The 12,600-nt window shown below is 70.2% G+C and carries 9 protein-coding genes and 1 tRNA gene; 1 reads left to right on the top strand and 9 read right to left on the bottom strand.

Features of this window, described 5'->3' with window-relative positions; genetic code table 11:
* From clpX to VF665_RS09305, 9 genes are all read right to left on the bottom strand, one after another.
* Window positions 1-774, bottom strand: a 774-nt coding sequence (clpX, locus tag VF665_RS09345) for an ATP-dependent Clp protease ATP-binding subunit ClpX (protein WP_331053149.1), incomplete at its 3' end; no start/stop codon positions are given.
* Between the two features lie 48 nt (window positions 775-822).
* On the bottom strand, window positions 823-1,458 hold the full coding sequence (gene clpP / locus VF665_RS09340) for an ATP-dependent Clp endopeptidase proteolytic subunit ClpP (protein WP_331053148.1): 636 nt from the start codon (window positions 1,456-1,458) through the stop codon (window positions 823-825).
* Between the two features lie 77 nt (window positions 1,459-1,535).
* Window positions 1,536-2,840: a trigger factor gene (gene tig, locus VF665_RS09335; RefSeq protein ID WP_331053147.1), complete on the bottom strand. Its 1,305-nt coding sequence runs from the start codon at window positions 2,838-2,840 to the stop codon at window positions 1,536-1,538.
* Between the two features lie 46 nt (window positions 2,841-2,886).
* Window positions 2,887-2,967 (bottom strand) — tRNA-Leu (locus VF665_RS09330).
* Window positions 2,968-3,172: 205 nt separating this feature from the next.
* Window positions 3,173-4,354 (bottom strand): 6-bladed beta-propeller, encoded by a 1,182-nt coding sequence (locus VF665_RS09325; protein ID WP_331053146.1) that lies wholly within the window; start codon window positions 4,352-4,354, stop codon window positions 3,173-3,175.
* Between the two features lie 262 nt (window positions 4,355-4,616).
* Window positions 4,617-6,137, bottom strand: a complete 1,521-nt coding sequence (locus VF665_RS09320; RefSeq protein ID WP_331053145.1) for a trypsin-like peptidase domain-containing protein — start codon at window positions 6,135-6,137, stop codon at window positions 4,617-4,619.
* 352 nt (window positions 6,138-6,489) lie between these two features.
* Window positions 6,490-8,439 carry a molecular chaperone DnaK gene (dnaK, locus tag VF665_RS09315; protein ID WP_331053144.1) on the bottom strand — a complete coding sequence of 650 codons (1,950 nt, stop codon included), beginning with the start codon at window positions 8,437-8,439 and terminating at the stop codon, window positions 6,490-6,492.
* A gap of 394 nt (window positions 8,440-8,833) precedes the next feature.
* On the bottom strand, window positions 8,834-10,354 hold the full coding sequence (locus VF665_RS09310) for a pyridoxal phosphate-dependent decarboxylase family protein (protein ID WP_331053143.1): 1,521 nt from the start codon (window positions 10,352-10,354) through the stop codon (window positions 8,834-8,836).
* 87 nt (window positions 10,355-10,441) lie between these two features.
* Window positions 10,442-10,894, bottom strand: a complete 453-nt coding sequence (locus VF665_RS09305) for a GNAT family N-acetyltransferase (RefSeq protein ID WP_331053142.1) — start codon at window positions 10,892-10,894, stop codon at window positions 10,442-10,444.
* Window positions 10,895-11,029: 135 nt separating this feature from the next.
* Here VF665_RS09305 and VF665_RS09300 point away from each other — a divergent pair, with 135 nt between their 5' ends.
* Entirely contained in the window at window positions 11,030-12,568 is a 1,539-nt protein-coding gene (locus VF665_RS09300) for a PLP-dependent aminotransferase family protein (protein ID WP_331053141.1), read from the top strand.
* The last annotated feature ends 32 nt before the right edge of the window (window positions 12,569-12,600 follow it).

Here is a 12,600-nt window from a genome sequence, read left to right as displayed (position 1 = left end):
CCGCTTCCCCGTGCGCGCCTCGATGATCTTTTCGAGGCCGTCGAACGCGCCGCCGCAGATGAAGAGGATGTGGCGCGTGTTGATCTGGATGTACTCCTGCTGCGGATGCTTGCGCCCGCCCTGCGGCGGCACCGATGCCGTGGTGCCCTCCAGGATCTTGAGCAGCGCCTGCTGCACCCCCTCGCCGCTCACGTCGCGGGTAATGGACGGGTTCTCGCTCTTGCGGGCGATCTTGTCGATCTCGTCGATGTAGATGATCCCCCGCTCGCACTCCGCCACGTTGAAGTCGGCGGCCTGCAGCAGGCGGACCAGGATGTTCTCCACGTCCTCGCCCACGTAGCCCGCTTCGGTGAGCGTGGTGGCGTCGACGATGGTGAACGGCACGTGAAGCACCCGCGCCAGCGTCTGCGCCAGCAGCGTCTTGCCCACGCCCGTGCTCCCGATGAGCATGATGTTGGACTTGTCGAGCTCGACCTCGTCCATCACCCCGTGGTTGTTCACCCGCTTGTAGTGGTTGTACACCGACACCGCCAGCGACTTCTTGGCGCGGTCCTGCCCCACCACGTACTGGTCCAGCACGCTCTTGATTTCCGAGGGCGTGGGAACCGGGGTGGCTGCGCTGGTGGCCTCCTTGATCTCTTCCTCAGCAAGAATTTCGTTGCAGAGCGAGATGCACTCATTGCAGATGTACACCGAGGGCCCGGAGATGAAGCGCTTGACCGAGTCCTTGGATTTTCCGCAGAACGAGCAGCGGAGGTGCTTGTCGCTGGGCATGCTGAACCTGCTGAATGATGGGGACGGAAGAGGTGGGGCTCCTGAAGGTCAGGAGCCCGTCTCCGACTGCTCGTGGCGCACCGCCACCAGCGGCGTGGTTCCGCCGTGCGAGATGACCTCGTCGATGAGGCCGTAGTCCTTGGCCTCCTGGGGCGACATGAAGCGGTCGCGGTCCAGGTCGCTGGCCACCTGCTCCTCGGTCTGCCCGGTGTGGTGCGACAGGATCTGGTTGAGCTTGTCGCGCAGCCCCAGGATCTCGCGCGCCGCGATCTCGATGTCGGCGGCGTTGCCCTGGCTGCCCCCCGAGGGCTGGTGCATCATGATGCGGGAGTTGGGAAGCGCGCTGCGCTTGCCCTTGGCCCCCGCGCCCAGCAGGATCGCCCCCATGCTGGCCGCCATGCCGATGCAGATGGTGTGCACCGGCGAGCGGATGTACTGCATGGTGTCGTAGATCGCCAGGCCGGCGGTCACCACGCCGCCCGGCGAGTTGATGTACAGGTAGATGTCCTTTTCCGGGTTGTCTGCGTCCAGGAACAGGAGCTGGGCGATGATGATGTTGGCCACCGTGTCGTCGACCGCGCTGCCGAGGAAGACGATGCGGTCCATCAGCAGGCGGCTGAAGATGTCGTAGCTTCGTTCGCCCCTGCTGGACCGCTCGATGACGTACGGCGGAAAAATGGCCATTCTGCTGTCTCTCCCGGCTTCTTGCTGCGTGATGACGTGAACTGCGTCGTTGTAAGAGACCGCGGCCGCGGGCCCGCCTAGCCCTGCGAAACCGTGTTGCGCGTCCGGAGGTGCTCGAACACCTTTTCTTCGGTGATCTCGGCTTCCATCTGCTGCATCTGGCCCGAGCGCTCCAGCTCCACCCACACCTCCGAGGCGGAGCGGCCGTGCTGCTCGGCCAGCTTTTCTACCCGGGCGTCGACGTCGTCGGCCGTGGCGCGCAGCCCCTCGCGGTCGGCAAGGTGCTCCACCACCAGCATGCGCTTGAGCGCCGCCTCGGCCTGCGGCCGCATGAAGGTGCGCAGTTGCGAGATCCGTTCCTGCTCCTCGGTTCCGCGCGCCCGGCGCTTGCCGCTCTGGTCCGGCACGTCGCCCGTCATGAAGTCCAGGTAGCGGTCCACCATGCTGGCCGGCACGTCGAACGGGTTGGCGTCCACGATCTGGCCCAGCAGGGTGTCGCGCACGGCCTGGTCGGCGCGGCGGGTGGCGTCTTCCGCCAGCCCGGTGCGCACCTGCTCGCGCAGCGCGTCCACGGAGTCAAAGTCGCCCAGCCCGCGCGCGAACTCGTCGTCCAGCGCGGGAAGCTCGCGTCGCTCCCCCTCGTTCAGGCGAATGTGCAGGCGCTCCTGCTTGCCGCGCTGCGCTTCGTCGGCGAAGTCCTCGGGAAAGGTGACGGTGAACTCGCCTTCCTCGCCCGGGGCCAGCGTCATGATGGCGGCCTCGATGTCGGGAATGGCCTGGCCCTCGCCCAGCTCGAAGCGGTAGGCGCGCGGCTCGGACTCCTCGCCCTCCGCCGGATCCAGCTGCGTGATCTGCACCATCACCACGTCGCCGTAGTCCGGGCGGCCCTCCAGCGGGTGCTGCGCGGCGCGGTCGTGGCGCAGGCGCTCCAGCACGGACTCGATCTCCTCGTCGCCGATGACGTCGGAGGGGCGCTCGGCCACGAACCCGTCCAGCCGGTCCAGGTTCAGGCTGGGCTGAACCTCGAACTCCACGTCGAAGCTGATCTCGCTGTCGCCGCCCTCGTACCGCACGTTGTCTACCGCGCCCTGGTTGATGGGCTCGTGCGCGCCGCTCTGCAGCGCCTCGCGGTACGACTCCTGGATGACGCGCTCGATGGTCTCCTGCTCAATGGCGGGGCCGAACTGGCGCTCCAGCAGGTTCGCGGGCGTCTTTCCCTTGCGGAAGCCGGGCATGCGGACGCTGCCGGCGATGCGCGCCGACACGGACTGGCGCACGCGGCGCACACGCTCGCGGGGCACCGTGACGGTGAGCTTGCGGGTGCAGGAGCCGGACTCCTGCACGTCGATGCGCAGATCGGTGGAAACGGTGGTATCGGACATCCGGCTCAATCTATTCTGCTGAAGGACGACAGTTGATTCCATGAGGTGCGAAAGGGGGGATTCGAACCCCCACGGCCGAAGCCACTGGTTCCTAAGACCAGCGCGTCTACCATTCCGCCACTTTCGCCTGGGACGAACGGGAGAATATAGACCGCGCGTCCGGGAGGGTCAACACGGCGCGGCCCCCTGAATCTCCGCGCGAAACACCTGTCCGGGAGCTCCCGCGCGAAGGGGAACGGCCGGTTCACGCAAAGAACCGGGGGTGTGGCTCTACCCGGGGGCAACCGCGCGCGCGGCGCGGGCGGCGGACGCGGATGCGCCCGCGGGTCCCATCAGGGGCGGCCCTGCAGCCGGTAGCGCACCACCTGCGGCACCTCGTCGTCGTTCAGCGCGACGGTGTAGAGGTGCGGGCCGCGGATCACGAGCGGCAGATACGCGGAAAGCTGCACCGGAAGCGTGACCGCGCCCTGGTACCGCCCTTCGGGGGTGAAGACGTCCAGCGTGGTGGCGCGGGCATTCGCGGGCATGGTGGGCATTACCCACAGCCAGCCGCGGTCGTCCGTCACGAAGCCGGAAAACGCAGGCTTGCTGGCGGGGACGCGGGACAGGTCCATCTTACCGCCCTGATCGGTGAACCACTTGTACTGCAGCGGGATGGAGTCACGCTCGGCGACGGATACGGGCACCGGTTCGAACTCCTTTTCCACCAGCAGGAGCGTATCGCCGCCGGGGGCGTGCCGCGCGATCCGGTACTCCGCGCCGGTGCCCGACCAGAGGCGTCCCTCCCGGTCCAGCGACCACCTGAGCCCCGGGGAGAACGGAACATCCACGGCCATCCGGATCTGCCCGTCCTTCCTCAATTCGAACTGCTCGTCGCGAATGCTGGGCAGCGGATAGCGCCTGCCATCGTCCGCGCCGTCCCGCAGGCGCATCAGCTGCGTGCCCCGGGTTTCCGGGTTCATCGTCACGTCCCACAGCCCGCCCTCAGCGTCCACCCGCCCGCGCCAGGGCACCACCGTGAGCATGCTTCTGCGCGGGTGCGTCGCGGTCTGACGGCCGGTGCTGTCCAGCACGGTGTACCGGGCGTTCTGCGGGTCCACCACCCACAACGCTCCGCTCCGGTCAAAGGCGAGGCCCACCGGGTTCTTGAACTCGCCCGGACCGCCCCCCTCGCGCCCCACGGTGCGCAGATGCTTGCCGTCCGGCCCAAAGACCCGGATTTCCTTGGACTGCCGGTCCAGCACGTACATGCGCCCGGCGGCATCCACCTCCAGCCCGATGGGTTCGGCGAACATGTCGGGGCCGCCGCCGTCCTCCGAGCCGATGCGCAGTTCCTCCACAGCATGCCAGGCTGTCTTCTCCGTCCAGGCGCCCTTCGCCGGGTTGCGGACGTGCACCGCGCCGTTGGCGAGGGTCTGGACGACCGCACCGCCGCCGTCCGCTGACCCGCACGCGGCGCAGAAGAGGGCGAGCACGATCGGACGCGCGCGGAGGACGCGGAAAAAGGGGGTCATGGATGGTCTGCGGAGGAGGGGCGGGGGAGGCGGGATCTCCGCAAACTTCGGAGCGCATGTTCCCGAAGTCAATCCCGTCCCCGCATCGTTTTCCGCCATCCTCCCCGGACCCATCCGCTTCCGTTCATCCCCTCAGTTCTGCCCCGTCCTTGCGCCGCTCCGCATCCTTGGCGTGAACCGCCGCCGCGGTTCATCCCGAACCAAGAGCGGCCCGGACACAAATGCCCGGGCCGCCCACGACTGCCATCGACCGATCCCGCCGTTACTCCGGCAGGCGGACGTTGTAGATGCTGCCCTCGCCCGCGGGGAGAAGGACGCGCAGGGAGATGACTTCGCCGGCGCGCTTGCGCTCCACCGCGCGGCGGAAGGCTTCCACGTCGGGCACCGTCTGCCCGTCCACCGCCAGAATGCGCAGCCCCTCGCCCAGGTTGGCGCGGTCGCCCACCCCAAAGCGCTCCACCTGGGTGATGACGACGCTCGGCTGGCTCCCCTCCAACTCGTAGCGGCGCACCAGCTCCGGCGTGACCGCGGAAACGGCGATCCCCAGCTTGGACGCCGTGGGCGCGGCGGCCTGGCGCGCCGGGCGGGGCTCGGCGGGCTGCGACGGGGCCTCGGTGAGGCGTGCGCGCACCTGCTGGCGGCTGCCGTAGCGGATCAGGTCCAGCGTCACCGTTTCGCCGGGCTGCCGCGTGGCGATCAGGCGCTGGAACTGGCCCACGCGCTCCACCGTCTGCCCGTTGACGGCCACGATCACGTCGCCCTGCCGCACGCCCGCGTCGCGCGCGGGGCTGTCGGGGGGAAAGTCCTGCACCACCACGCCCACGATGCGCTGCAGCTTGAAGACCTCGGCGTCTTCCGGCGTCACGTTGCTCACCTGGATGCCCACGGCGGGGCGGCGCACGCGGCCGTAGCGGATCAGGTCGTCGCCCACCTTGCGCGCCAGGTCGATGGGGACGGCGAACCCGTATCCGCTGTAGAAGCCCGTGGGCGAGGCGATGGCGGAGTTCACCCCCACCACTTCGCCGCGCAGGTTCACCAGCGGGCCGCCGCTGTTGCCGGGGTTGATGGGCGCGTCGGTCTGGATGAAGTCTTCGATGGCCCAGCGCCCGTTGGCGCCCGCGCTCTGCCCGATGAGGTTATTGAGCGTGCGTCCCTTGGCGCTCACGATGCCGGAGGTGACGGTGGTGCCCAGGTCCAGCGGGTTGCCGATGGCCAGCACCCACTCGCCGATGCGCACGCCCTCGCTGCGGCCCAGGCGCACGGAGGGAAAGGTGCCGCCCTCCACCTTGATGACCGCAATGTCCGTGAGCGGGTCGCGGCCCACCAGGCGCGCGCGCAGGTGGCGGTTGTCGCTCAGCACCACGTTGATGACGTCCGCCTCGGCGACCACGTGATTGTTGGTCATGATGTAGCCCTCGGGCGCGATCAGGAATCCGGAGCCGCTGGATTCCTCGGGCCGGTCCTGCTGCCCCTCGGGCATGGGGAAGGGGAAGGGAAAGCCGCGCTGGCGCCCGCGCGGGTTCTCCGCGTCCTCTCCGCCGCCGCTGCTTTCCGTCTCAATGGCCACCACGGCCGGGGTGACGGATTCGGCGATGCGGATGAACGCCTCGCTCATCTCGGCGACGGGGCGCACCTCGGCGCTGCCCGGGCGCGGCGTGGTCTGCAGCACGGCGGCGTGCGAGCCGGCCGTCCAGTCCAGCCCGGTGGCCACCAGAATGCCGCCGGCAAATGCGCCGGCCGTGGTGCCCACCATCTTGAGCTTGGCGCGTACGGGATCGAGCATGCTTCCTCTGGGGGACGGCAGTGCGAGGGGACGAGAGTACGGAAGTACGAAAGTGCGTGAGTGCGTGAGTACTGAGTGCGAACGTGGGTACCCGGAGCCGCGTGTTCGGTGCCGTGGAACGAACGCATCGCGGGCGTCGCGTCTGACGGCGCGTCCTGCGGGGCCCGCCCGGCACGGCACTTTCGCGTCCGGCCGCACTGCGCCGCCGCGACCACTTTCGTACTCTCGTACTTTCGTACTTTCGTACTTCAGTTCCGCACTCCGCACTCACGCACTCCCCCTCCCGCAAGACAGCGGCCCCGCCATCCCGGATCGGGACGGCGGGGCCGTGCATCTTCCATCGCGGGACGGATTACTTCTTTTCGTCTTCCACGATCTCGTAGTCCGCCTCCACCACGTCGTCCTGCGGACGGGCGCTGGCGGTAGCGTCGTTCTCAAACCCGGCGCCGGCCGTGGCGCCGCCGCTGAAGCCCGCGTCGGCCGCGCCGCCCTGGGCCTGCTGCGCCTGGTACATGGACGCGCCCGCCGCCGTAAAGGCCTGCTGCAGCTCGTCCGTGGCCGAGCGCACCTCGCCGATGTCGTCCTGCTTGAGCGCCTTGCGCCCGCGCTCCAGCGCGGCGTTCAGCGTGTCGCGGGTGCCGGCGTCCAGCTTGTCTTCCCACTCCTTGCTGTTCTTCTCGACGTCGTAGACCATCGAGTCCAGCCGGTTGCGGGCCTCCACCTGCTCGCGGCGCGCCTTGTCTTCGGCGGCGTGCGCGTCCGCGTCCTTCACCATCTTGTCGATCTCCGTCTCCGACAGGCCGGACGAAGCCTCGATGCGGATCTTCTGCTCCTTGCCCGTGGCGCGGTCCTTGGCCGACACGTGCAGAATGCCGTTCGCGTCGATGTCGAACGTCACTTCCACCTGCGGCATGCCGCGGGGTGCCGGCGGAATGCCCGTGAGCTGGAATTTGCCGATGGTCTTGTTGTACACGGCCATTTCGCGCTCACCCTGCAGCACGTGGATCTCCACCGTGGTCTGGCTGTCCTCGGCCGTGCTGAACGTTTCCGACTTCTTGGTCGGAATGGTGGTGTTGCGCTCGATCAGCTTGGTGAACACGCCGCCCAGCGTCTCGATGCCCAGCGACAGCGGGGTCACGTCCAGCAGCAGCACGTCCTTGACCTCGCCGGCCAGCACGCCGCCCTGAATGGCCGCGCCTACCGCCACCACCTCGTCGGGGTTCACGCCGCGGTGCGGGTCCTTGCCAAAGAAGTTCTTGACGATCTCCTGGATCTTGGGGATGCGCGTGCTGCCGCCCACCAGGATCACCTCGTCGATCTCCGACGGCTTGAGCCCCGCGTCCTTGAGCGCCTGCTCCATGGGCGGGATGGTGCGCTTGACCAGGTCCTCCACCAGCTGCTCGAACTTGGCGCGGCTCAGCGTCACGTTCAGGTGCTTGGGGCCCTCCTGCGTGGCGGTGATGAAGGGCAGGTTGATGTCCGTCGACATGGTGGTCGACAGCTCCATCTTGGCCTTTTCCGCCGCCTCCTTGAGGCGCTGCAGCGCCATGGGGTCCTTGCTCAGGTCGATCCCCTGGTCGCGGCGGAACTCCTCCACCAGCCAGTCGATGATCTTCTGGTCAAAGTCGTCGCCGCCCAGGTGGGTGTCGCCGTTGGTGGCCTTGACCTCAAAGACGCCCTCGCCCAGTTCCAGCACCGAAATGTCGTAGGTTCCGCCGCCCAGGTCGTAGACGGCCACCTTTTCGTCCTTCTTCTTGTCGAGCCCGTACGCCAGCGCGGCGGCCGTGGGCTCGTTGATGATGCGCAGCACCTCCAGCCCCGCCACCTTGCCGGCATCCTTGGTGGCCTGGCGCTGGGCGTCGTTGAAGTACGCGGGCACGGTGATGACGGCCTGCGTCACGGTGCTGCCCAGGTAGTCCTCGGCGGTCTGCTTCATCTTCTGCAGGATCATCGCCGAGATCTCGGGCGGGGTGAACGTCTTGCCCACGTTGGGCACGTCCACCTGCGCCAGGCCGTTGGGGCCCGCGGTGACCTTGTACGGCACCAGCTTCTCCTCCTGCTGCACTTCGGCCTCCTTGCGGCCCATGAAGCGCTTGATGGAGAAGAGCGTGTTCGTCGGGTTGGTGATGGCCTGCCGGCGGGCAACCTGCCCCACCAGACGCTCGCCGTCCTTGGTAAACGCCACCACGGAGGGCGTGGTGCGGCCGCCTTCCGCGTTGGGGATCACAACGGGATCGCCGCCTTCCATGACGGCGACCACGGAGTTCGTGGTTCCAAGATCGATGCCGATGACCTTCGCCATGGGCTCTCCTTAACGTGATGAGAAAACAGAGGCGCTTCCGGGGCCGAGAGCCGCGGTGCGCCTGCCAGCGCTCGCCCCGGAAAAGGCAACGGGCATGCCACCTGTTTTCATGTGTTTCCGGCAGGTTTCGGGGTCCGGACCGCCATTTTGGCGCATCCTGATAGGCGTTCGGATGACGGGAAATGAAGAAGGTGCGGCGGGTGGACCAGGATGGCAGATGGAGGCCGCCCTCCGCGGCGAGCTTCGTCTTCTCCAGCGGGCCGCGGAGCGGGACGGAGGTCACGAAAGCGATCGGGGCGGGCGATGGGGACATCGCGACCGGCGCGGAACGAGAGCGGCCCGCGGGAAGTCCGGCGGGCCGCTGCACCTCGATCGTCTGTGAGATGGGCGCCGTTCAGCCCCGCGCCGCGGCGGCCGCGACGGCGTGGCCGTGCCGGAGAACCTCGTCCAGCAGCAGGTCCATGTCGTCCACCCGGGTGCGGTGGTTGACGTTCGCCACGCGAAGGGCAAACCGGCCGCCCAGAACCGTGCTGGACGGCACCGCGGCGCCGCTTTCCTGCACGCGCAGCAGGATCTCGCGGTTGATCTCGTTCAGCGCCTCCCCGCCCAGCCCCGGCGCCACGAAGCGAAAGCAGGCCACGTTCAGCGGCGCGGGGGCGAGGAGCTCCAGGTGCGGCTCCGCATCCACGCGCGCCACCAGGTGCCGCACGTGGGCCACGTTCTGCTCCATCAGCCGTACGAAACGGTCAATGCCCTCCGCCTGAATGGACATCCACACCTTGAGCGCCCTGAACCCGCGGGTGAGGTCCATCCCGCGCTCCGCGAAGGGCAGGCCGCCCGCCATGACGCCGCGGTCGAACGGGGCCAGGTAGCTGGCCGAGGCGGCGAACGCGGCGCGGTGGTGCTCCGGCTCGCGAATGAGCACGCAGGCGCACTCGAACGGCATGTACCCCCACTTGTGAAGGTCGAACGCGATGGAATCGGCCAGCTCCAGCCCGGCGACCTGCGGCCGGAGTTCATCGGAAAGGTAGGCGAGCGCGCCGAACGCGCCGTCCACGTGCAGCCAGATCCCCTCGGCGCGGCAGAGATCCGCCAGCGCGCGCAGATCGTCGCTGGCGCCGGTGTTCACCGTGCCCGCGGTGCCCACGACGGCGGCCGGAACCAGCCCCTGCGCCCGGTCGCGCGCGATCATCTGCGCCAGCGCCGGCAGGTGGATGCGGTAGTCGCCGCCGCAGGGCACGCGGCGGTACGCACGGTCGCCCAGGCCCAGCAGTTCCGCCGCCTTGCGCGCCCACCCGTGCGTTTCGGCGGACCCGTAGAACACCATGGGCGCGGGGGCGCGCTCCCCGGGCCAGGACTGGTGGCCGGCCTCGCGCACGTCCAGCCCGGCCGCGCGGGCGGCGGCCACCCGCGCCACCGCCAGCCCCAGCACGTTGGCCATGGACCCGCCGGTCACCATTACGCCGCTGGCGCCGGGCATCCCCAGCAGCTCCGCGAACCACGCCAGCACCTGTTCTTCCACCAGCACCGGCGCCTGGCTGAACCCGCTCAGGTGCGCGTTCATTCCCGCCGCCAGCATGTCGGCCAGCATGGCCAGCGGGGTGCCGTTGCTCATCACCCATCCCCAGAAGCGGGGGTGGCGGTTGCCGTTGGAGTACGGGAGCACGCCGGACAGAAAGCGCTCGTACGCGTACTCCGCTCCCTGCCCGCGCCGGGGCACGGGCTCCCGCAGCGCCGCCGCCACCCGCGGGGGCAGGGGCGTCCACACCGGCTGCTCGCGCAGGCCGCGCAGGTGCTGCAGCATGTCCTCCACCATCCGGTGGCCCAGGTCGCGCAGCGCGTTCCACTCGGCGGGAGTGGCGGGGTCCAGCGTTTCGTCGCCCCGGCGCGCCACCCGCGCATCCATCGTCGTCATCGTCCTCCTCCAGATTGGAATGTGCACTGGGCCCGCCGGACGCCGGGCGCCGTCGGCCCCCGCGGACGGGATCTCGCGCGCCCGCGGTCAGACGAGGCGCTTGCGAAAGTGAAAGCAGTTCATCCCCAGTCCCTCGCGAAAGTAGAAGCGGTGCGCCCGTTCGCGGTGCACGCCGGAGATGAGCTGCAGTTCCGTGCATCCCTCCCGGCGCGCCCGGTCGCACAGCCAGGCCAGCAGCCTGCTCCCGAGCCCCCGCGAGCGGGCCGCCTCGTCCGCCACCAGGTCGTCCACCCACAGAACGCGGCCGTAGAACAGCGTATCCAGCATCCGGTATCCGGCCACGGCGCGCACCTCGCCGTCTTCCAGGGCGGCCGCCAGGCGAAATCCTTCGCTCGCCATCATCTCGCGTACGCGGGCCAGGTACGCGCCGCCCGCGGGCAGGTGCGGCCGCAGCTGCCGCATGACGGCCCAGGTGGCCTGGATCTGCTCGTCCGTTTCCGCCGCCGCCAGGGCGATTTTCGTCGTGTGCCGCTCGGTCATCGGCATTTCCGTGTTTGGGGATCGGGTCCGCCCGGCTCGCCCGGGCGTGGCCTGCGTGCTAGGATATCCGGCGGCTGAACCCCTGCACAGCACCAGATTGAGCGATTGGATGGTACCAGATCGGGAGGCGCGGCCATGAGCCCGCGCCGGGCGTCCAGCGCGCCGCCGGCGCTGGTGGCGATGAGCGCGGACGGCTCCGCGCCGCTGCATGTCCGCATCTATGGAGCGCTGCGCGAGGCCATCATCGCCGGCCGGCTGGCGCCGGGGACGCGCGTCCCCGCCCTGCGGGTGCTGGCGGCGGAGCTGGGCGTGTCGCGCAACACGGTCCGCTCCGCGCTGGCGCAGCTCCGGGCAGAGGGGTACGTGGCGGCGCGGGAGCGGTCCGGCACCTTTGTGGCGGCGGCGCTGCCGGACCGCGCGCTCGCCACCCCATCCGCGCCGGGGAGCGCCCGGGCCCCCGGCGAGGTGCGCTCGCCGGGGCTTTCGCGCCGGGGCGCGGAACTGGCGCGGCTGAGCGCCGCGGGCGCGGAGTACGCGCCGGGCAGGGACGGGTCCGCGCCGCGCGCGTTCCGCACCGGGGTGCCCGCGCTGGACGCCTTTCCCTGGCCGCTCTGGGCGCGGCTGGCGGGTGCCCGCACGCGCCGCGGCGCGGCCGCGCTGGGCGACTACGACGCGGCCGCCGGCTTCGGGCCGCTGCGCGCCGCCATCGCGGCGCACGTGGCCGCCGCGCGCGGCACCACCTGCACCGCCCGGCAGGTGATCGTCACCAGCGGCGCGCAGCAGGGGCTGGCGCTGCTCGCCCGCCTGCTGCTGGACCCCGGCGATGCGGTGTGGATGGAAGATCCCGGCTATCCCCGCGCCCGCGCGGTGTTCGCGGCGGCGGGGGCGCGGGTGGTGCCGGTGGCGGTGGACGGGGACGGGATCGACGTGGCGCAGGGCGTGGCGCGCGCCCCCGGCGCCCGGCTGGCGTACGTGACGCCCTCGCACCAGTACCCCACCGGGGCGGTGCTCAGCGCGTCCCGCCGGCTGGCGCTGCTGCAGTGGGCGGCGGACGCCGGCGCCTGGGTGGTGGAAGACGACTACGACAGCACGTACCGGTACGCCAGCCGGCCGCTGGCCTGCCTGCACGGGCTGGACGGCGGCGGCCGCGTCATTTACCTGGGCACCTTCAGCAAGACGCTCTTTCCCTCCCTGCGGCTGGGGTACCTGATCGTGCCGCCCGCGCTGGCCGATGCGTTTGCCGCCGCCCGCGGCGCGCTGGACTGGCACTCCGCCACGCTGCCGCAGGCCGTGCTGGCCGACTTCATCGACGGGGGGCATTACGCGCGGCACGTGCGGCGGATGCGCATGCTGTATGCGGAACGCCGCGACGCCGTGCTGGACGAGGCCGCGCGGTGCCTGGGGGAGCGACTGCGGCTGGGAGCGGGGGACGCGGGGATGCACCTGGTGGGGCACCTGGCGCCGGGCGGGGACGACCGCGCCCTTTCCGCCCGGCTGCTGGCGGCGGGCGTGGAGGCGCCGGCGCTGTCGGCCTTTGCCGTGCACCCCGCCGGCCCCGGGGGCCTTCTGCTGGGCTACGCCGCGTTCGCGCCGCCCGTGCTGCGGGCGGCCGTGCGGCAGCTGGCCGCCGTACTGGACCAGCAAGGGAGCGCGCCGCGAACGGTGCGCGATTGACCATGCAGCGGAAAGGCGGTGCGGCGTGAGCC

Origin of the sequence: Longimicrobium sp. (genome assembly GCF_036387355.1) — a bacterium.
Lineage (GTDB): Bacteria > Gemmatimonadota > Gemmatimonadetes > Longimicrobiales > Longimicrobiaceae > Longimicrobium.
This window is presented reverse-complemented; position numbering and strand designations above follow the sequence as displayed.